Here is a 17,159-nt window from a genome sequence, read left to right as displayed (position 1 = left end):
ATGGCGGTTGTAGTGTACGCTCCCGCTTCTATTGGTAATGTCAGTGTTGGTTTTGATGTATTAGGGGCGGCAGTGTCGCCCATTGATGGCACTTTGCTTGGCGATCGAGTCATGGTGAAAGCGGGGAATGAGCCGTTTTCGTTAAAGACGGCGGGTAGTTTTGTCGCAAAGCTGCCAAGCGATCCGAAAGAAAACATTGTTTATGATTGCTGGCGAGTATTCGCTCGCGAACTCGATAAAAAAGGGGTTGAGCTCAAGCCGCTTGAAATGACATTAGAAAAGAACATGCCGATTGGATCTGGGCTTGGCTCTAGTGCTTGTTCTATTGTTGCCGCGTTAGATGCCCTCAATCAGTTCCATGCCAACCCACTGGATGAAATGGAATTGCTCGCACTGATGGGCGAAATGGAAGGTCAAATCTCCGGTGGAGTGCACTATGACAACGTGGCACCCTGCTATTTAGGTGGTTTGCAATTGATGCTCGAAGAGCTCGGCATTATTAGCCAAGAAGTTCCGTGCTTCGATGATTGGTATTGGGTGATGGCCTACCCTGGCATTAAGGTGTCGACGGCAGAAGCGCGTGCGATTTTACCTTCTCAATACCGACGTCAAGATGTGATCGCACATGGCCGCCATTTGGCCGGCTTTATTCACGCTTGTCACTCAGAGCAGCCTGAGCTTGCCGCGAAGATGATCAAAGACGTGATCGCAGAGCCTTATCGTGAGAAACTGCTTCCCGGTTTTGCCGATGCGCGTAAATATGCCGCTTCTGCGGGCGCATTGGCAACGGGCATTTCTGGCAGTGGGCCGACACTGTTTAGTATTTGCAAAGACCAAGATGTTGCACAACGTGTAGCACGCTGGTTAGAACAAAATTACGTACAAAATGAAGAAGGATTCGTCCACATTTGTCGTTTAGACAAAAAGGGCTCAATTGTGACAGGAAGTGAGCTATGAAGCTTTACAACATAAAAGAAAATGACGAACAAGTTTCCTTTGGCCAAGCCGTGCGCCAAGGGTTAGGCCGTAATCAGGGGCTATTTTTCCCAGCAGAATTACCGAAATTTGACGATATCGATGCATTGCTTGCGCAAGATTTTATCTCGCGCAGCACTGCGATTCTTTCCGCGTTGATTGGTGATGAGCTAGCAGAAGACAAAGTTAACTCAATGGTGGATGCGGCATTCCAATTCCCAGCACCGATTAAACAAGTGAAAGAGGGTGTCTACGCGCTTGAACTGTTCCATGGACCGACACTTGCCTTCAAAGACTTCGGTGGCCGTTTTATGGCTCAGTCGTTGGCTGCGGTTTCTGATGGTGGGAAAATCACTATTCTAACGGCGACATCGGGTGATACAGGAGCCGCGGTTGCACACGCTTTTTACGGTATGGAAGACATCAATGTGGTCATTCTTTATCCGAAAGGCAAAATCAGCCCATTGCAAGAAAAGCTGTTCTGCACATTAGGCAAAAATATTCACACGGTAGCGATCAATGGTGACTTTGATGCGTGTCAGGCGCTGGTGAAGCAAGCGTTTGATGATGCAGAACTGCGTGAAGAGATTGGTCTCAACTCCGCAAACTCAATCAACATTAGCCGTTTGATGGCGCAAATCTGCTACTATTTTGAAGCAGCTGCTCAGATGAGTAAGCAAGAGCGCGAGAATCTGGTGGTGTCGGTCCCAAGCGGTAACTTTGGTAACCTTACTGCGGGTTTGCTTGCTAAAGCCCTGGGTTTACCGATTAAGCGCTTTATTGCTGCAACGAACGCCAATGATACCGTGCCTCGTTACCTAGAAACGGGGAAGTGGGATCCAAAACCGACTGTCGCGACGACCTCAAATGCCATGGACGTGAGTCAGCCTAATAACTGGCCGCGCATCGAAGAGCTGTGCCGTGTGAAAGAGTGGGGCTTGGAAACACTGGGCAAAGGTGCTGTGTCTGATGAGCAAAGTGCGCAATCGGTGAAAGATCTCTATTCACTTGGTTACCTGTGTGAACCACATGGTGCTATTGCTTATCGAGTGTTGGAGGAGCAACTGCAAGAAGGTGAAACTGGCTTGTTCCTCTGTACCGCACATCCGGCGAAGTTTAAGGAAGTGGTCGATGACATTCTTGGCAGTGACATCGATTTGCCAGCACCACTAGCAAAACATGCCGTGATGGAGCTGCTTTCGGAAGAGCTAGATGCCGATTTTGACGCATTAAAAGTGGTGCTTCGTCGCGTCCAAGCAGTAGCTTAATGGTTGTTATCTGAAAGAAAAGCTACAGCACACGCTGTAGCTTTTTTATCGAGCGAGCCTTTTACCGATTTTTGAGTATCAAAGGCTGAGAGAGCGAGTCAGTAGAATGGCGATGGTAAACATCATCGCAGCCACCGCAATGTCTATCCCCTTTTTCACTTTTGGTTTTGACAATGTTGGTCCAAGTTTTGCCGCACCGATAGAGAGAGCGTAGAACCAGGTAAAAGAAGCGAGCGTTGTCCCTATGGCGAAGGCAATGCGATCGTTCCCTTCGAATTGCCCACCAATGGATCCCAAAATTACCACCGTATCCAAATACAGGTGTGGATTTAATACTGTAACAGCTAAAGCACCCAAAATGACGGTTCTGCGTCCACGGGCAACCACTTCATGATTTTTTTCTGCTTGTTCTGCGGGCTTGAAGGCGCTTTTTAATGACATTAGTCCGTATACGGTCAGAAATGCAATGCCACCCAGTGTGACAGCGGTAAGCAGCATTTCATTTTGTGAGAGAATGGCACCACCACCGAAAATCCCCAATGAAATAAAAATCATATCTAAAACGCTACAGATCGCGGCGGTTGTTAAATGGTGGTGACGTTTAATTCCTTGATTTAAAACGAACGCATTTTGTGCTCCGATGGGAATGATCATCGTGGCGCCTAAGCCAAAACCTTGTAGCAATACCCAGAAATTCACGGGATACCTCAGCAAAAATAGATGGTGGGGAGAATGTGAGCAAGGTATCGTTTTGATGTTCATAAGTATAATTAATGATTTTAATACTATATAAGCATAACTAATTTGGTGGATAGGGCGAAAACGATGCGTGGCTTGGATTACAAATGGGTAGAGGCTTTAGATTCGGTGGTGGCTCAAGGTGGTTTTGAGCGAGCAGCAGAAGACCTCTATATTTCACAGTCCGCAGTCTCACAACGGATAAAACAGCTAGAAAAGTTTTTGGCACAGCCTGTACTTATTCGTGAGCAACCCCCTAAACCAACGCCTGTCGGGAAAAAACTGTTGGGTTTATATCGGCGTGTACGCATCCTCGAGCATGAGTTGATTCCTGAACTGATGAACGATGATGTGACGCGTCCTATTCAACTTGCTTTGGCAACCAATGCCGATAGTTTGGCGACTTGGTTGTTACCCGCACTAAAGGAAGTCATGACGCAAAGGCAGGTCGAACTGAATCTGACTATTTATGGGGAATCACGTTCAATCGACAAGCTAAAAAGTGGTGAAGTAGCAGGTGCGATCAGTTTAGAAGATCAGCCAATTGCTGGTTGTAAGGCTGATTATCTTGGCCGTATGGATTACGTCTGTGTGGCAAGTCCGGAGTTTTATCAACGTTACTTCTCACAAGGCGTGAATTATCAATCACTGCGTAAAGCACCGGCGGTGTCGTACGATCAATATGATGATCTACACAATCGATTTCTGCACGACCATTTCAACATTTCTCGCGATTCCATCATCAATCATAATGTCGGAAGCTCAGAAGCGTTTGTTCGTTTGGCGCTTTCTGGTATCGCTTACTGTTTAATCCCTAAATTACAAATTGAGAAAGAACTTGCATCGGGAGTGTTGATGGATATTACGCCAGGCTTTTTACTTTCATATCGAATTTATTGGCATCATTGGCAACTTGAGACTGGTGTATTGAAAGAAATTTCTCAAGCGATTGTGAGCTACGCGCAGGCCAACTTACCGCAGTAGTTACCTTTTTATGACAGAGTCAAAGTTGTGTAAGAAATGGCCACAAGATATTGGTTAATTCTGCAAACCTTCTATTATCAAAACAGTTTCTCTAGAGAAAGGTCTATTGCATGAAGTGTTTTCGTACGAGTTTATTGCTTTCAGCTAGTTTAGTGTCGGGTTACGCATTAGCTCAAGCGCCAGACTTTGCCCATCTTTCAACGACTGGCTATGGTGAGGTCGTGGCTAAGCCTGATATGGCCGTATTTAGCGTGCAAGTGGTTGATTCAACCATGACGGCGGAATCTGCCAAGCAGTCGGTAGATGCAACCGTCGATACGTTTTTGGCCGCGCTGGCAAAAGCGGGCGTCGAGAAGCAAAGTATTACCAGCTCTAATCTTTATTTAGCGCCACAGTACCATTACCCGAAAAACGAGAAGCCTGATTTAGTGGGTTATCGTGCCTCACGCAGCGTGACTGTCAAAGTAGCGAATTTGGCGAACCTTAATGCTTATCTCGATCTTGCTTTAAATTCAGGGATCAATCAGGTCGACAATATTCAATTGCTGGTTAGTAATGAAGCGGAATATCAGCAACAAGCGCGTCTAGAAGCGATAAAAGATGCGCAGCAGAAGGCCAGTTTCCTAGCGCAAGGATTTGGTAAATCGCTGGGCGAGGTTTGGCAGATCAACTACAACCAGCCGAATGTTCAGCCTGTGTTGATGCGAACGATGATGATGGACGCTAAATCGGAAAGCAACAGCTATCAAGATTCGAGCTTAATCATTCGTGATCAGGTGGATGTGACCTACAAACTCGATTAGAAAAAATGTGAGTCCATAGCAAAGGGCAGGATAACCTGCCCTTTATTGTCTGTGTGATTTAGTGAAGGATACGAGAGCGGATGGTGCCTTCGATGCCTTTCAATTTCACTAATGCTTCTTCAGAACGCTCAGTTTCGACGTCAATCACCACGTAACCAATATCAGCGGATGTTTGTAGGTACTGACCAGCAATGTTGATCCCTTCTTCAGCAAAAATGGTGTTGATTTGCGTCAGAATGCCCGGGCGGTTTTGGTGAATGTGCAGCAAGCGTGAACAGCTGCGATGTTCTGGCAGTGACACTTCAGGGAAGTTAACGCTAGACAGCGTTGAGCCGTTGTCTGAATACTTCGCTAATTTGCCTGCGACTTCAACACCAATGTTCTCTTGTGCTTCTTGAGTTGACCCTCCAACGTGTGGAGTAAGAATCACGTTGTCGAATTTTTGCAATGGCGACTCGAAAGGATCTGCGTTGGTTGCAGGTTCTACCGGGAACACATCGATTGCTGCACCAGCAATATGACCTGATTCGAGTGAATGGCAAAGCGCTTCGATATCCACAACTGTGCCACGTGCCGCGTTAATGAAGATAGATCCTGGCTTCATGCGCGCAAACTCTTCTGCGCTCATCATGTTTTTTGTGTCTGGAGTCTCAGGTACGTGTAAAGAAATTACGTCACATTTGTTGAGTAGCTCACTCATTGTGTGCACTTGCGTTGCGTTGCCTAATGACAGTTTGTTTTCAATGTCGTAGAAGTAGACACGCATACCCAAGTTTTCAGCAATAATACCGAGCTGAGTACCGATATGGCCGTAACCAATAATACCAAGACGCTTACCACGAGCTTCGTAAGAATTGTCGGCACTCTTTTTCCAAATACCACGGTGTGCCAAGGCATTTTTTTCTGGAATACCACGAAGTAACAGAAGGATTTGCCCCAACACTAATTCCGCTACGCTACGCGTGTTAGAGAATGGGGCATTAAACACGGGAATACCACGTTTTGCCGCCGCATTCAGATCCACTTGGTTGGTGCCAATACAGAAGCAACCAATCGCAACCAGTTTTTGCGCTGCGTTAATGACTTCTTCGGTTAAGTTGGTGCGAGAGCGAATACCGATGAAGTGCGCATCTTTAACCGCTTCTAGAAGATCCGCATCCGACAAGGAACCCTTGTGGTACTCGATATTGGTGTAACCTGCCGCTTGTAGCACTTCTACCGAAGAAGGGTGGAGGCCTTCAAGAAGTAAGATTTTTATTTTCTCTTTTTCCAGTGAAACTTTGGCCATTGTTTTCGTCCTTAAAATGGAAAGGTGGGCTAATTTGGCGCACGTTAAACAAAATCGTTAAGAGCAGTGAAATTAACAGTTTTGGCGGAGGACAAACGTTTCCTTGTGCGTCTTCTGCTCAATAAAGTAACAAAAAATTTTTGTTTTGGGTAAGAAAATTACGGAATAAGAGATAATTTTCTTCAAGAAAGTCATAAAAAACGGCGCCCTTGGGCGCCGTCTGTAATCAAATAACGGAAAATAGCGTAAAACCAGCTATTTATTCCTCAATTTTGGCACCTTCTGGAGTGCCGGTAATGACCACGTCAGCACCGCGATGAGCAAATAGGCCGACAGTGACGACACCTGGGATGCCGTTGATCTGATCTTCCAGTTGTTTTGGATTGGTGATCTTCATACCGTAAACATCAAGGATGACGTTACCGTTGTCAGTAATCACCCCTTCGCGGTAACAAGGATCGCCACCAAGTTTAACCAGTTGACGCGCAACGTATGAGCGAGCCATTGGGATGACTTCAACAGGAAGAGGGAAGGTCCCAAGAACATCGACAGCCTTTGTACCATCAACAATACAGATAAATTTGTCCGCAATCGCCGCAACGATCTTCTCGCGAGTGAGCGCCGCGCCACCGCCTTTGATCATTTCACGATCGGCGTTGATTTCGTCCGCGCCATCAACATAAATGTCTAAAGATGCGACTTCATTGCAGTCGAAAATTTTAATGCCTAGCGCTTCAAGTTTTTCTGTTGATGCAACAGAACTGGATACCGCACCTTTGATCTCTTCACTCATGGTTCCAAGAGCATCGATGAAGTGATTAACCGTTGAGCCCGTTCCTACGCCAACAATGCTGCCTTTTTCCACATACTTGAGCGCTGCCCAACCAGCGGCTTTTTTCATTTCATCTTGAGTCATGCTCATCTCCTGAATTGATGAAGGATAGTTTGTGCCGCGCGATTATAACGAGTTAAACGTCGTTTTCCCATTGCCAGATTTGGCTTGGGGTCACGATCTTAGGCAAAGGAATATCCCAAACTTCGCAAGGTAGCTGCTCAACATGCTGGCAATCATGCGCGATACCGATAGGCTTAGCACCTAAGCCAGTGCGAAACCAACGCTCTAAGGTGCGATCATAGTAGCCGCCGCCCATACCGAGCCTTTGCCCTGTGCTGTCAAAGGCGACCAGTGGCGTACAAATTAAATCAAGCTCTGCGAGTGGGATGATATGACGTTTATCAAGCTTGGGCTCAAGGATACCGTAGCGGTTGTAGATCAAATCGGTGTGGCGATGGTAGTGCAGAAAAAGAAGCTGCCCTTTGGAAAAAGGATGGATGACCGGGAGATACACTTGCTTACCCAGCTCCCAAAGCCATTCAATCAACGGTTTGGTATCGAGCTCTCCGTCAGCAGAAAGATAGAGGGCGATGTGTTGCGCGTCAGTGAGTTCATCGAGCTGGGCAAAGTGGGCTGTCAAATCCAGCGCAGCTTGATATTGAGTATCACTGCATAATTGATTGCGTCTTTGGCGGATAAGTGTGCGGATGTCTTGCCGGGAAAGGTTTTGCATAGAGGATACCCCAGAGTGCCGTTGCGGATTTTGGCCCTTGAACCAGCTGGTTCAAGGCGGATCGGCAATGATTACCGTAGGCTTCTCGGTACGGGCCAAGCTTGCTCAATAGCGATCAAGTACCAACCCTTTGGTGTTGCTTATCGGCTCAGGGACGTCAATCCCGCTGACAAACACTCCAGGGTAAAATTCTTTACTGCGGCGATCCATGCGCGACTTTTGTTAACGCTTGGTCTAGCGACGTGGTTAGCTGCTCCATGCGCTCAACCATCAGTTGTTGTTGCTCATTACTTTGGCTACTTTTGCTATTTAGCTCGTAGCAAATGTTCAAGGCAGCAAAGGTGAGTAACTGAATTTCATTAGTAATTTTAGTTCGCTCACTCATCTCTTTCAAACGGGAGTCAAGATCTTTTGCTGCGGCAACCAATGCATCTTCCTGTCCTGAAGGACAGTTAACACGGGTGATTTTGCCAAGAATTTCAACGTCTACCGCTTGGTTGCTCATGATGGATTAACTCTATAACGCGCGAACTGAGATGCTGTACTCAACAACGACTGAGGAACAAACTATAGGTAAAGCGCTATCAAGATTCAAGCATTTCACAACGTCTTGAGATAAATGTGACAACAAGAAGTCAGTTATTGGACAATTTGCTCATTTGCTATGCAGAAAACGCGTTTATCATCGTTTTCGCTCAAGGCGCTAAATGGTAGGATTACTCCCCACAGATGATCACTATGAAGAAAGACAATGAGTAAAAATCAACTTCCAAGCTACCAAGTCGTTGCTGATGAAATGAAAATGGCCACTCTGGCGGTAACTCCAGCGGAATTGCATGGATTACTTGCAGGTATGATCAGTGGTGGTTTGTCACAGCAAGGTCAAAGTTGGCAGCCAATGTTGTTTGATTATACCAATGATGGCATGGGGTGGCCGAGTGCAGCGTTGGAACAGGCGCAAGTGTTGTTTAACGTGACTTCAGCTCAGTTAACCAGTGATGAAATGGTGTTAAACCTGTTGTTGCCAAACTTTGAAGGTGAAGAAGCCATTTTTGCGCTGGCGGACGCTCTTTCTGATTGGGTAAATCATTATATTTCTGGTTTGGGTTTAGCGGGAGCAGCACTCAACAACGCGTCAGAAGAGGCGAAAGAAGCATTGGCGGATCTCGAGGAGATGGCTCGTCTCGGTGTTGATGAAGACGACGATTTGCAAGAGCAAGCAGAGCTGCTGGAACACGTTATTGAACATGTTAAAGCGTGTGCGTTGCTGATCCATGCAGAGTTTGGCGCCAAAACGTCTTCCTCTGAAACCCCGACCATTCACTAATCTGAGGGGCGGAAATGACGCAATATGATGTTGTAATTGCTGGCGGAGCAATGGCTGGGGCGACGCTCGCTTTAGCTCTTTCGCACCTGACGGATAATAAATTGAACGTCGCGGTTGTCGAACCTTATCAGGTTGATACCAGTCACCCGGGGTTCGATTCTCGCTCAATAGCACTCTCATATGGCACCGTTGATATTTTGCGTCGTTTCCAACTCTGGTCATCGATAGCGCCTTGTGCCACGCCGATTACGGATATTCACGTTTCTGATCGCTCTCATCTGGCAATGACCTATATTTCCGCGCAACAAGTTGGCGTTGACGCACTGGGTTATGTGGTGGAGCTGGCGGATGTTGGGCGTATCTATCAGTCGTTATTGCAGCGTTGTGAGTCCATTTCCCTCTACACCCCTGCCGCAGTGGAACGCGTGGAGCGATTCACGGATAGCGTTGCGGTGCATTTGAATAATGGAGAAACGCTGCAGGCAAAACTGCTGGTGGCCGCTGATGGGGCAGTCTCCAACTGTTGCCAGCAACTGGGCATGCCCCTTGCGCAGCATGATTTTGCACAAACCGCTGTCATTGCTAATGTCGTGACAGAACAGGCGCATCGTGGGCGTGCGTTTGAACGCTTTACTGAGCATGGTCCAGTCGCGTTGCTGCCGATGTCTGACAATCGCATGTCTTTGGTATGGTGTCTGCCTCCGGATTTGGCTGAGCAGGTGATGTTGTTATCTGAAGAGCAATTTTTGGCACGTTTGCAGCGAGAGTTTGGTTGGCGGTTAGGTCAAATGCAAAAAGTGGGTATGCGAGCGAGTTATCCGCTGATATTACGTCATCGAGAACAGAACATCTCTCATCGCTTTGCGGTGGTAGGTAACGCGGCGCAAACCTTACATCCGATTGCAGGACAAGGGTTTAATCTTGGTATTCGCGATGTGGCCTCATTGGCAGAAGAGATCACCAAGCAGCTTGATGATGTTGGGGCGTATTCTTCTCTTATGCGCTTTAAGCAGCGCCGTTGTGGTGACCGACAAAACACCATTTGGATGACGACCAGTTTGGTACACCTTTTCTCTAATGATTACCTTGCACTCAGAGTGGCTCGCAACCTCGGGCTAGTGATGATGGATAATCTTTCTGGGCTGAAACAGCCACTATTACGCCAGACATTAGGTCTGGTGAGCCGATAGCGAGTAAAACAAAATGATACAAAGTGTGGATGTGGCGATCGTTGGCGGTGGCATGGTGGGACTGGCACTGGCGGCGGCATTTAAAGACAGTGATTTGCGTGTAGCAGTGATTGAAGGGCAGGCTCCAAATCTGCAAATGAATGAACTGCCGGATGTGAGAGTTTCCGCGCTCAGTCGTTCCAGCGAACATATCTTAAAAAATCTGGGGGCTTGGCAATCCATTGTGGAAAAACGAGCCTCTCCTTATGTGGCGATGGAAGTGTGGGATCAAGACAGTTTTGGCCACATTGACTTTAGTGCGGATGCGATGGCACAGCCGGATCTGGGCCATATTGTTGAAAATCGCGTCATTCAACTGGCACTTTTGGAGCAGGTCAACAAGCTGGATAATGTGATGGTGCTGATGCCTTGTCAGTGTCAATCGATGAGTGTAGGAGAGAGCGAAGTGTGGTTGTCGCTCGACAATGGTCAGGCGCTCACGGCCAAATTGGTGGTTGGTGCAGATGGCGCCAATTCTTGGGTTCGACGTCAGCAGGATATCCCGCTAACTCATTGGGATTATGGCCATTCTGCGATCGTAGCCAATGTTCGCACCGTCGAGCCACATTGCTCAGTTGCACGTCAAATTTTTACTCCTCAAGGACCTTTGGCCTTTCTGCCAATGTCTGAAGAGAACATGACCTCGATTGTGTGGTCGACTGAATCACTGCGCGCAACGAGTTTGATGGCGATGTCAGACAGTGAGTTCAATAAGGCGCTGAGTGCCGAATTTGATATGCGTTTGGGACTGTGCGAAGTGGTTGGGGAGCGTTTTAGCGTACCACTGAAAATGCGTTTTGCTCGAGATTTTGTCAAAGAGCGTGTCGCCCTGATTGGTGACGCTGCACACACAATCCATCCTTTGGCGGGGCAAGGCGTGAATTTGGGCTTGCTCGACGCTGCCAGTCTGGCGCAAGAGATCCTCGCGCTTTGGCAACGAGGTGAAGACATTGGCGCCAAGCGCAACCTGCGTCGTTTTGAGCGTTGGCGTAAAGCGGAAGCGGCGCAAATGATTGCCGCGATGCAGGGTTTTCGAGAGTTGTTTTCCGGCTCTAATCCATTGAAAAAGTTCTTACGTGGCGTTGGTTTGACAATGGCAGGGCACCTTCCGGGCGCTAAAGATCAAATCATGAGACGTGCGTTGGGATTGGATGGCGAGCTTCCTGAGTTGGCGAAACGTCGTCAACCAGAGCTGAGTCGCTCATAGTGAGAATAAAAAGAAAGGGCTGAAAATTAGCCCTTTCTTTTTTGAATTCAGTTGGTTATCTTGTTTTATCGACAAGACAATTAAGCGTAGGCACAGCGCAGCTTCATGATCTCCTGATTGACTTCTTTCACGGTTTGAAAATGCTTTTGCTCAGCTTTTGCTGGCAGGATCAATTTACCATTATCAAACTCAAATTTTCCTACGCCGTAAATGTAAATTCTTCCCTTAAATAGTCGACTCACGTGTTTAGCAATCATACCTGGTGTATAGCGCTTAAACAGTCTCATACTTACTTTCCTTTTTTCTCAATCAGCTCCGCTAGTCTAACAGTTACTGTGACTTAAATGTGTGACATCTCTGGATTAAAATAGAGCTAAGTCTTTCGTGTTTAGATAATTGTGCTGAGCTAGACAAATTTCCCCATAATTGTCCTCAATTTAGTGAGGTTAAGCTCAAAATGGTCATGCAAACGGAACCTTAACGTTATCTGTCTCTTTTCGAATCATGGTCACTCATGTTTTACGTGACGCATTAAGCAATAGTTTTGTTACAAGAATAAGAATAGTTGGTAATTATTTGTTACGCACTATGAGGTGGCTATTTATGGGGAAAAGATTCACTCGAATAGGTTGGAGCCTAAAAAAAAGCCCGCAACAGCGGGCGAATAGTCACAGATGCATTACACAAAAGTGGATTTCCTGACTAAGGTCAGTGGATTCACTTGGGTCAACTGAACGCTCATTGAGCGGTCAATCAACAAATTCAGGTTATCCTAAAATAATCGCTGTGACTATTTATGTTTTTAATGTGACTAAAAATCCCATTGGGATTTTTCTGTTGATTTGAAGTTGATCACAAATTGTGAGCGCAATCGATTACTTTTGGTGTGTTGGGAATGTGCCTAGCTCACTAGAACGACAAATGTCAGCCCAGATGGGGGTGCTGAGTTGAGCTAGGCTTGTTAACGATAAAGCCACTCCTGCCATATTGTTTCCGCTGCTGATGGTGACCATCGACTCCGCTTGGAGTGCATGGTCAAAGACAATCGGCATAGGGGTTTTCAGTAACAGGGGAGTCACGGTGCCCAGTTGATATCCTGTAATTGCATAAATTTGCGAACTGTCAACACAGGTCATGCGCCGATAATCCATTAATGCTCTGACTTTTTTCGGATCAACAGCGCGATCGCCTGGTGCACACGCCAGTACATAGCGATCACTCATATCACGCAGCAAAATGCATTTGACCATTTGCGCAGGACGAATCCCCCGCTGTTTGGCTGCGTCTTCGATGGTGGTGGCTGGTGTTTGATGAGGCAACAGACGATAGGGCACCTGTTGCTCATCAAGGTAGCGGGTCAATGCTGTGGACAAATCACTATTCGTCATCGAGGGAATACGGTAGGGGCTCTCGTTGCCACAATTGCTCACTTTGACCTGCTAGGCGAAATTGCGTCTCGGGCTCTAGGTCATTTGGTAGCACAAAAAGTCCGGTCGCTCGTCCATCATCAAAGTGATAACTCACCAAGGCTTCACCAGCCGCGCGCCAGTTATCACCCACACTGCGTTCCAAGCTGATCGTTGCCTCTGTGGCTGATGGTGCTATGGCGCCGGAGAGGCGATACAGAGCTCGCTTGTTGATGCCACGATATTTGGCTCGTGCAACGGTCTCTTGGCCTGTGTAGCAGCCCTTTTTAAAGCTGATGCCATTCACCGCCTGCAAATTTACCGCTTGAGGAATGTGCTCATTTTGGGCAAAAGCAGGGATGCGTGGAGCGACTTCTAGGATATCGTAAAGATCCCAAAGAGCGTGGTCACACAACAGTGCTGTCGCCAACATGGCAAGCACTTCATCTTGTTGGTTTGCATCTACGACCAATAACCAGCGCTGTGGTGAGATCTTTACCGCTGTCCCTTGGGCAAAGGTTACCACTGCCGCCTCTGCATTGTTGGTCAGTTTCGCGATGGCTTGTTCCGCTTGTACACCGCAAACGCCCAGCAAGATGGCATCGCTAACATTGATTTCAACCTTGGCAAAGACGGCGTATTTTTTGAGTTCACGCAACTCCACGTCAATGGCTGACTTATCTTGCAACATTGCGTAGCCATCGGCGTAATGAAACAGACGAAAGGCACTCCACAGCTTGCCTTTTGCATCGCAGTGGCCGCCCCAAGTCACTTGATCCGCTTCTAAGGAAACGACGTCGCAAGTCACCTGACCTTGAAGGTACGATTTTTTATCGTTACCTGTCATGGTTATCAGACCAAGATTATCTAATAAGCTGACGGCGAGCTCTGGTAACGCTTGTTGGCTGCCAAGCGCGCATCGTTGGATTGGTTGAGTCGATTGCATGTTATTCGCTATCCATAAAGTCGATTTGTTGAGGTATGTTAATCTGCAAGTGACCATTTGTCAGCAGAGGAAATGTAGGGGCTTCCCTTTGTTGAGATGCGATTGCTACTCAGTTTGTGACATATCTACTAGTGGCAAATCGGTAGCCTTGTTACACTCCGCGCTAAATTATAAATACTTTGGTGGGGAATAGCCGATGTACACTACAGAAGAAAAAGCACGTATCCGCTGGGCATGTCGCCGTGGCATGTTGGAGTTGGACGTGGTTGTTATGCCTTTCTTTGAAGAGTGTTTTGATAAGCTCAGCGAACAAGAACAACGTGATTTTGTCTCTTTATTGGAGTGCGATGATCCCGATTTGTTTACTTGGGTGATGGGGCATGGACGAAGTGAGAATCTTGGTCATGCGTCAATGGTAGATAAAATTGTCGCACACAACCTCAGTAAGGTTCGTTAACCTTAGCCTCAAGATCTCACGGAACGCCCAAATAGTGAACCGCATGCTTTGCGCTTGTTTGGTTTGGGCGTTGCTCTTTTCGCCCCTTCCTTTGGTGCTCTTTTTCCCTCTCACTTGTCTTTTGATGCGGTCCGGTTGGTCTACAGAACTTCTCAATCCGTCACTGACTGGAGTGGTGAGAGTGTATCGCTCTGGTTCGGTGAAACAACACCAAACAACACGTTACCTTACTTCGGTGAATCGACACTTTTTGTGGTGGTTTGTTTCTGTTCGACTGAATGATGGAGAGCGTTTGTTATTGTGGAAAGACAGTTGCGATGATGTCAGTTACCGGCAATTGCAATTAATTTTGACGCAATGGCAACAAAAAAGGGAGCCAAACGACTCCCTGTAATGCCTGGTGCGATTATGACTCTGGCGTCAAAATCGTCGGGCCACTGTTTTCAAGTTGCTCAGGGTAATCCAGAGTATAGTGTAAACCGCGGCTCTCTTTCCTTTGCATCGCACAACGTACCATCAGCTCCGCGACTTGCAGCAAGTTACGCAGTTCGAGCAAATTGTTAGAAACGCGGAAGTTACTGTAGTACTCATGCGTCTCTTGTTGCAACATTTGAATGCGACGCAGTGCGCGCTCAAGACGCTTATCAGTACGAACGATGCCCATGTAGTCCCACATGAACAAACGAAGTTCATGCCAGTTATGTTGAATGATTACTTCTTCATCACTGCAGGTCACTTGGCTCTCATCCCAACTCGGCAAGCTTGGTGGAAGCGTTACTTCTTTGTGCTTTTTCACGATGTCTTTTGCCGCAGACCAAGCATAAACCACGCACTCCAACAAGGAGTTGGACGCCATTCGGTTGGCACCGTGGAGGCCAGTATAGCTCACTTCACCAATGGCATAGAGATTGTCGAGATCCGTTTGTCCTTGAGTATTGACCATGACGCCACCACAGGTGTAGTGCGCAGCGGGCACGATAGGGATTGGCTCTTTGGTCATGTCGATACCTAAATCCATTAGGCGAGAGTGGATCATCGGGAAATGTTTGGTAATGAATTCAGCGGGTTTGTGGCTGATATCGAGGTACATGCAGTCAGCGCCAAGACGTTTCATTTCGAAATCAATTGCGCGAGCCACGACATCTCGGGGAGCCAGTTCTTCGCGCGCATCAAAATCTGGCATAAAACGAGAACCATCCGGACGGCGTAGGTAGGCACCCTCACCACGCAGTGCCTCGGTGAGGAGGAAGTTACGAGCTTCTGGGTGGTATAAACAGGTTGGGTGGAATTGGTTAAACTCCATGTTTGCCACGCGACATCCGGCACGCCAAGCAATGGCAATGCCATCTCCAGAAGAGACGTCTGGGTTAGAGGTGTATTGATACACTTTCGATGAACCGCCTGTCGCGAGCACGACAAATTTGGCTCGGACCGTTTCTACGTGTTCTTCGTTTCGGTTCCAGACATACGCACCGATCACTTTTTTCTTGTCACCGCCGATTTTGTCTTCGGTGATCAAATCAAGGGCATTGTGGCGCTCTAAAACATGAATATTAGGGTGGTTGTGAGCGTTATCTTGCAGCGAGGTCTGCATCGCCATGCCCGTTGCGTCGGCTGCGTGCAAGATGCGTCGATGACTATGACCGCCTTCGCGGGTTAAGTGGTAGCGAGGTTGGTCATCGGAATCGTCTTCCTCACGGTCAAAGGGCACACCTCCATCAATGAGCCACTGCACACACTCTTTGGCGTTTTCAGCGATAAACTTTACCGTCGCTTCTTCACAGATACCGTCTCCGGCAATCAGAGTGTCTTGAACGTGTGATTCAATACTGTCTGACTCATCGAAAACAGCAGCGATGCCACCTTGGGCGTAGTAAGTCGCCCCTTCACTACGTGGTCCTTTACTAAGCACAATCACTTTGCAGTGATTAGCGACGCGCAAGGCCAACGACAAGCCAGCAGCTCCGCTGCCCACCACTAACACATCACATTCATGTTCACGGTTTGCGTTCATAAAATTTTCAAAATCCCGGTCTAAAGTGGCACTGGCCACCTTGTATAAATCCGCACATCATGTGCTTCCAGTACACGCAAAAACACCAGTTTGCACCGGTAAGAAAAGGCTATCTGAAATTAATGCCATTGCTTTTCTTACTCTGTCCCTCCAAAATCAGCGACAGAGAGTGTTTATTACATCACATTGCGCCTAAATTTTTGACAAAAAAATGCACTTAATTGGGAACTTTCTTGACGAGCGCAAGTCACAATAGTGCTCAAGTAAGCAGTGGTGTCAATACTACATTTTGCATAATTATTGCTCATATCTGAAATGTATGGAGCATAACGAATAGGAGTATCCGCTCGAATGAACGAGCAGTTGACCGATCAAGTATTGATTGAGCGAGTTCAGAGTGGCGATAAGCAAGCATTCAATCTTTTGGTGGTGAAATACCAAAACAAAGTCTGCAATCTTATTTCCCGATACGTTAGTAATCCTGGCGATGTCCCTGATGTAGCGCAGGAGGCTTTTATTAAAGCTTACCGAGCTATTCCAAGTTTTCGTGGTGAAAGTGCCTTTTATACTTGGTTGTATCGCATCGCAGTGAATACGGCGAAAAACCACATTGTTGCCCAGAGCCGTAGGCCACCCGCCAGTGATGTGGATGCTGATGAAGCTGAATTATATGAGACAGGTAACGCTTTGAAAGAAATTTCGAACCCTGAGAACCTCACGTTGTCCAATGAGTTGAAGCAAGTGGTTTTTAGTGCGATCGATGCGTTACCAGAAGACTTAAAAACAGCAATGACTCTGCGAGAGCTTGATGGCTTGAGTTATGAGGAAATTGCAGAAGTAATGGATTGCCCTGTAGGAACGGTACGTTCGCGTATCTTCCGTGCTCGTGAGGCGGTGGAAAAGAAAATTCAACCTCTTTTGCAACGCTAGTACCAGTAACAACAATGGT

19 protein-coding genes and 1 other RNA gene are annotated in these 17,159 nt (G+C 47.2%); 10 read left to right on the top strand and 10 right to left on the bottom strand.

From position 1 onward, the window contains the following. A complete protein-coding gene (gene thrB, locus LZU85_RS13325) occupies window positions 1-957 on the top strand; it encodes a homoserine kinase (protein WP_237287295.1) in 957 nt (318 codons plus the stop codon). After that, window positions 954-2,243, top strand: coding sequence for a threonine synthase (gene thrC, locus LZU85_RS13320; RefSeq protein ID WP_237287254.1), 1,290 nt, complete (start codon window positions 954-956; stop codon window positions 2,241-2,243). The genes thrB and thrC overlap by 4 nt, the downstream gene beginning before the upstream one ends. A gap of 78 nt (window positions 2,244-2,321) precedes the next feature. On the opposite strand, the gene LZU85_RS13315 is transcribed toward thrC, so the two are convergent. Further along, window positions 2,322-2,942: a LysE family transporter gene (locus LZU85_RS13315; RefSeq protein ID WP_237287293.1), complete on the bottom strand. Its 621-nt coding sequence runs from the start codon at window positions 2,940-2,942 to the stop codon at window positions 2,322-2,324. Window positions 2,943-3,068: 126 nt separating this feature from the next. Between LZU85_RS13315 and LZU85_RS13310 the strand changes: the two genes are divergently transcribed. Together LZU85_RS13310 and LZU85_RS13305 are read left to right on the top strand one after the other, a co-directional pair. Then, window positions 3,069-3,965 (top strand): LysR family transcriptional regulator ArgP, encoded by an 897-nt coding sequence (locus LZU85_RS13310; protein ID WP_237287253.1) that lies wholly within the window; start codon window positions 3,069-3,071, stop codon window positions 3,963-3,965. 110 nt (window positions 3,966-4,075) lie between these two features. Further along, on the top strand, window positions 4,076-4,768 hold the full coding sequence (locus LZU85_RS13305) for an oxidative stress defense protein (protein WP_237287252.1): 693 nt from the start codon (window positions 4,076-4,078) through the stop codon (window positions 4,766-4,768). Window positions 4,769-4,826: 58 nt separating this feature from the next. Here the strand turns inward: LZU85_RS13305 and serA are convergent, their stop codons facing one another. The 5 genes from serA to zapA form a co-directional block, all read right to left on the bottom strand. Then, window positions 4,827-6,056 carry a phosphoglycerate dehydrogenase gene (serA, locus tag LZU85_RS13300; RefSeq protein ID WP_176298467.1) on the bottom strand — a complete coding sequence of 410 codons (1,230 nt, stop codon included), beginning with the start codon at window positions 6,054-6,056 and terminating at the stop codon, window positions 4,827-4,829. Window positions 6,057-6,315: 259 nt separating this feature from the next. Then, window positions 6,316-6,972, bottom strand: coding sequence for a ribose-5-phosphate isomerase RpiA (gene rpiA / locus LZU85_RS13295; RefSeq protein ID WP_011079483.1), 657 nt, complete (start codon window positions 6,970-6,972; stop codon window positions 6,316-6,318). Window positions 6,973-7,024: 52 nt separating this feature from the next. Continuing rightward, a complete protein-coding gene (locus LZU85_RS13290) occupies window positions 7,025-7,624 on the bottom strand; it encodes a 5-formyltetrahydrofolate cyclo-ligase (protein WP_011079484.1) in 600 nt (199 codons plus the stop codon). Between the two features lie 3 nt (window positions 7,625-7,627). Beyond that, window positions 7,628-7,812: non-coding RNA, 6S RNA (gene ssrS, locus LZU85_RS13285), on the bottom strand. 5 nt (window positions 7,813-7,817) lie between these two features. Continuing rightward, window positions 7,818-8,129, bottom strand: a complete 312-nt coding sequence (gene zapA / locus LZU85_RS13280; protein ID WP_176298469.1) for a cell division protein ZapA — start codon at window positions 8,127-8,129, stop codon at window positions 7,818-7,820. A 246-nt stretch (window positions 8,130-8,375) separates the two neighbouring features. Here zapA and LZU85_RS13275 point away from each other — a divergent pair, with 246 nt between their 5' ends. Genes LZU85_RS13275 through LZU85_RS13265 form a run of 3 tightly spaced genes read left to right on the top strand, consistent with a single transcriptional unit; the run spans window position 8,376 to window position 11,387 of the window. Beyond that, the gene (locus tag LZU85_RS13275; protein ID WP_237287251.1) at window positions 8,376-8,951 is read left to right on the top strand and encodes a YecA/YgfB family protein; all 576 of its coding nucleotides are present in this window, start codon (window positions 8,376-8,378) and stop codon (window positions 8,949-8,951) included. A 14-nt stretch (window positions 8,952-8,965) separates the two neighbouring features. Further along, window positions 8,966-10,141: a 2-octaprenyl-6-methoxyphenyl hydroxylase gene (ubiH, locus tag LZU85_RS13270; RefSeq protein ID WP_237287250.1), complete on the top strand. Its 1,176-nt coding sequence runs from the start codon at window positions 8,966-8,968 to the stop codon at window positions 10,139-10,141. 13 nt (window positions 10,142-10,154) lie between these two features. Next, window positions 10,155-11,387 (top strand): FAD-dependent 2-octaprenylphenol hydroxylase, encoded by a 1,233-nt coding sequence (locus LZU85_RS13265; protein ID WP_176298472.1) that lies wholly within the window; start codon window positions 10,155-10,157, stop codon window positions 11,385-11,387. An 80-nt stretch (window positions 11,388-11,467) separates the two neighbouring features. Here the strand turns inward: LZU85_RS13265 and LZU85_RS13260 are convergent, their stop codons facing one another. The 3 genes from LZU85_RS13260 to ygfZ all read right to left on the bottom strand — a co-directional run bounded on the left by LZU85_RS13260 (window position 11,468) and on the right by ygfZ (window position 13,739). After that, window positions 11,468-11,674: a DUF1107 domain-containing protein gene (locus tag LZU85_RS13260; RefSeq protein WP_011079489.1), complete on the bottom strand. Its 207-nt coding sequence runs from the start codon at window positions 11,672-11,674 to the stop codon at window positions 11,468-11,470. A 588-nt stretch (window positions 11,675-12,262) separates the two neighbouring features. Next, window positions 12,263-12,775, bottom strand: coding sequence for an aminoacyl-tRNA deacylase (locus LZU85_RS13255; RefSeq protein WP_053542048.1), 513 nt, complete (start codon window positions 12,773-12,775; stop codon window positions 12,263-12,265). Then, entirely contained in the window at window positions 12,765-13,739 is a 975-nt protein-coding gene (gene ygfZ, locus LZU85_RS13250; protein ID WP_176298473.1) for a tRNA-modifying protein YgfZ, read from the bottom strand. Before ygfZ ends, LZU85_RS13255 begins: the two co-directional genes overlap by 11 nt. A gap of 196 nt (window positions 13,740-13,935) precedes the next feature. On the opposite strand from ygfZ, the gene LZU85_RS13245 reads away from it, so the two are divergent. After that, window positions 13,936-14,196, top strand: a complete 261-nt coding sequence (locus LZU85_RS13245) for an FAD assembly factor SdhE (protein ID WP_011151170.1) — start codon at window positions 13,936-13,938, stop codon at window positions 14,194-14,196. Window positions 14,197-14,239: 43 nt separating this feature from the next. Continuing rightward, complete coding sequence (locus LZU85_RS20995; RefSeq protein ID WP_336886310.1) at window positions 14,240-14,590, top strand: hypothetical protein; 351 nt, start codon at window positions 14,240-14,242, stop codon at window positions 14,588-14,590. 12 nt (window positions 14,591-14,602) lie between these two features. Here LZU85_RS20995 and nadB read toward each other — a convergent pair whose 3' ends face one another. Further along, window positions 14,603-16,210, bottom strand: coding sequence for an L-aspartate oxidase (gene nadB, locus LZU85_RS13240; protein WP_176298474.1), 1,608 nt, complete (start codon window positions 16,208-16,210; stop codon window positions 14,603-14,605). A 351-nt stretch (window positions 16,211-16,561) separates the two neighbouring features. Here nadB and rpoE point away from each other — a divergent pair, with 351 nt between their 5' ends. After that, window positions 16,562-17,140 (top strand): RNA polymerase sigma factor RpoE, encoded by a 579-nt coding sequence (rpoE, locus tag LZU85_RS13235; RefSeq protein WP_038941456.1) that lies wholly within the window; start codon window positions 16,562-16,564, stop codon window positions 17,138-17,140. Window positions 17,141-17,159 lie beyond the last annotated feature (19 nt).

The organism is Vibrio floridensis (assembly GCF_021852965.1).
Classification (GTDB): domain Bacteria; phylum Pseudomonadota; class Gammaproteobacteria; order Enterobacterales; family Vibrionaceae; genus Vibrio; species Vibrio floridensis.
The sequence above is the reverse complement of the archived record's forward strand: the minus strand, read 5'-3'. Positions and strand labels throughout refer to the sequence as shown.

Bases quoted from the DNA above. Each gene is read 5' to 3' on its own strand.
- thrB (WP_237287295.1), top strand. From the start codon at position 1: ATGGCGGTTGTAGTGTACGCTCCCGCTTCTATTGGTAATGTCAGTGTT.
- thrC (WP_237287254.1), top strand. From the start codon at position 954: ATGAAGCTTTACAACATAAAAGAAAATGACGAACAAGTTTCCTTTGGC.
- LZU85_RS13310 (WP_237287253.1), top strand. From the start codon at position 3,069: ATGCGTGGCTTGGATTACAAATGGGTAGAGGCTTTAGATTCGGTGGTG.
- LZU85_RS13305 (WP_237287252.1), top strand. From the start codon at position 4,076: ATGAAGTGTTTTCGTACGAGTTTATTGCTTTCAGCTAGTTTAGTGTCG.
- serA (WP_176298467.1), bottom strand. From the start codon at position 6,056: ATGGCCAAAGTTTCACTGGAAAAAGAGAAAATAAAAATCTTACTTCTT.
- rpiA (WP_011079483.1), bottom strand. From the start codon at position 6,972: ATGACTCAAGATGAAATGAAAAAAGCCGCTGGTTGGGCAGCGCTCAAG.
- LZU85_RS13290 (WP_011079484.1), bottom strand. From the start codon at position 7,624: ATGCAAAACCTTTCCCGGCAAGACATCCGCACACTTATCCGCCAAAGA.
- zapA (WP_176298469.1), bottom strand. From the start codon at position 8,129: ATGAGCAACCAAGCGGTAGACGTTGAAATTCTTGGCAAAATCACCCGT.
- LZU85_RS13275 (WP_237287251.1), top strand. From the start codon at position 8,376: ATGAGTAAAAATCAACTTCCAAGCTACCAAGTCGTTGCTGATGAAATG.
- ubiH (WP_237287250.1), top strand. From the start codon at position 8,966: ATGACGCAATATGATGTTGTAATTGCTGGCGGAGCAATGGCTGGGGCG.
- LZU85_RS13265 (WP_176298472.1), top strand. From the start codon at position 10,155: ATGATACAAAGTGTGGATGTGGCGATCGTTGGCGGTGGCATGGTGGGA.
- LZU85_RS13260 (WP_011079489.1), bottom strand. From the start codon at position 11,674: ATGAGACTGTTTAAGCGCTATACACCAGGTATGATTGCTAAACACGTG.
- LZU85_RS13255 (WP_053542048.1), bottom strand. From the start codon at position 12,775: ATGACGAATAGTGATTTGTCCACAGCATTGACCCGCTACCTTGATGAG.
- ygfZ (WP_176298473.1), bottom strand. From the start codon at position 13,739: ATGCAATCGACTCAACCAATCCAACGATGCGCGCTTGGCAGCCAACAA.
- LZU85_RS13245 (WP_011151170.1), top strand. From the start codon at position 13,936: ATGTACACTACAGAAGAAAAAGCACGTATCCGCTGGGCATGTCGCCGT.
- LZU85_RS20995 (WP_336886310.1), top strand. From the start codon at position 14,240: ATGCTTTGCGCTTGTTTGGTTTGGGCGTTGCTCTTTTCGCCCCTTCCT.
- nadB (WP_176298474.1), bottom strand. From the start codon at position 16,210: ATGAACGCAAACCGTGAACATGAATGTGATGTGTTAGTGGTGGGCAGC.
- rpoE (WP_038941456.1), top strand. From the start codon at position 16,562: ATGAACGAGCAGTTGACCGATCAAGTATTGATTGAGCGAGTTCAGAGT.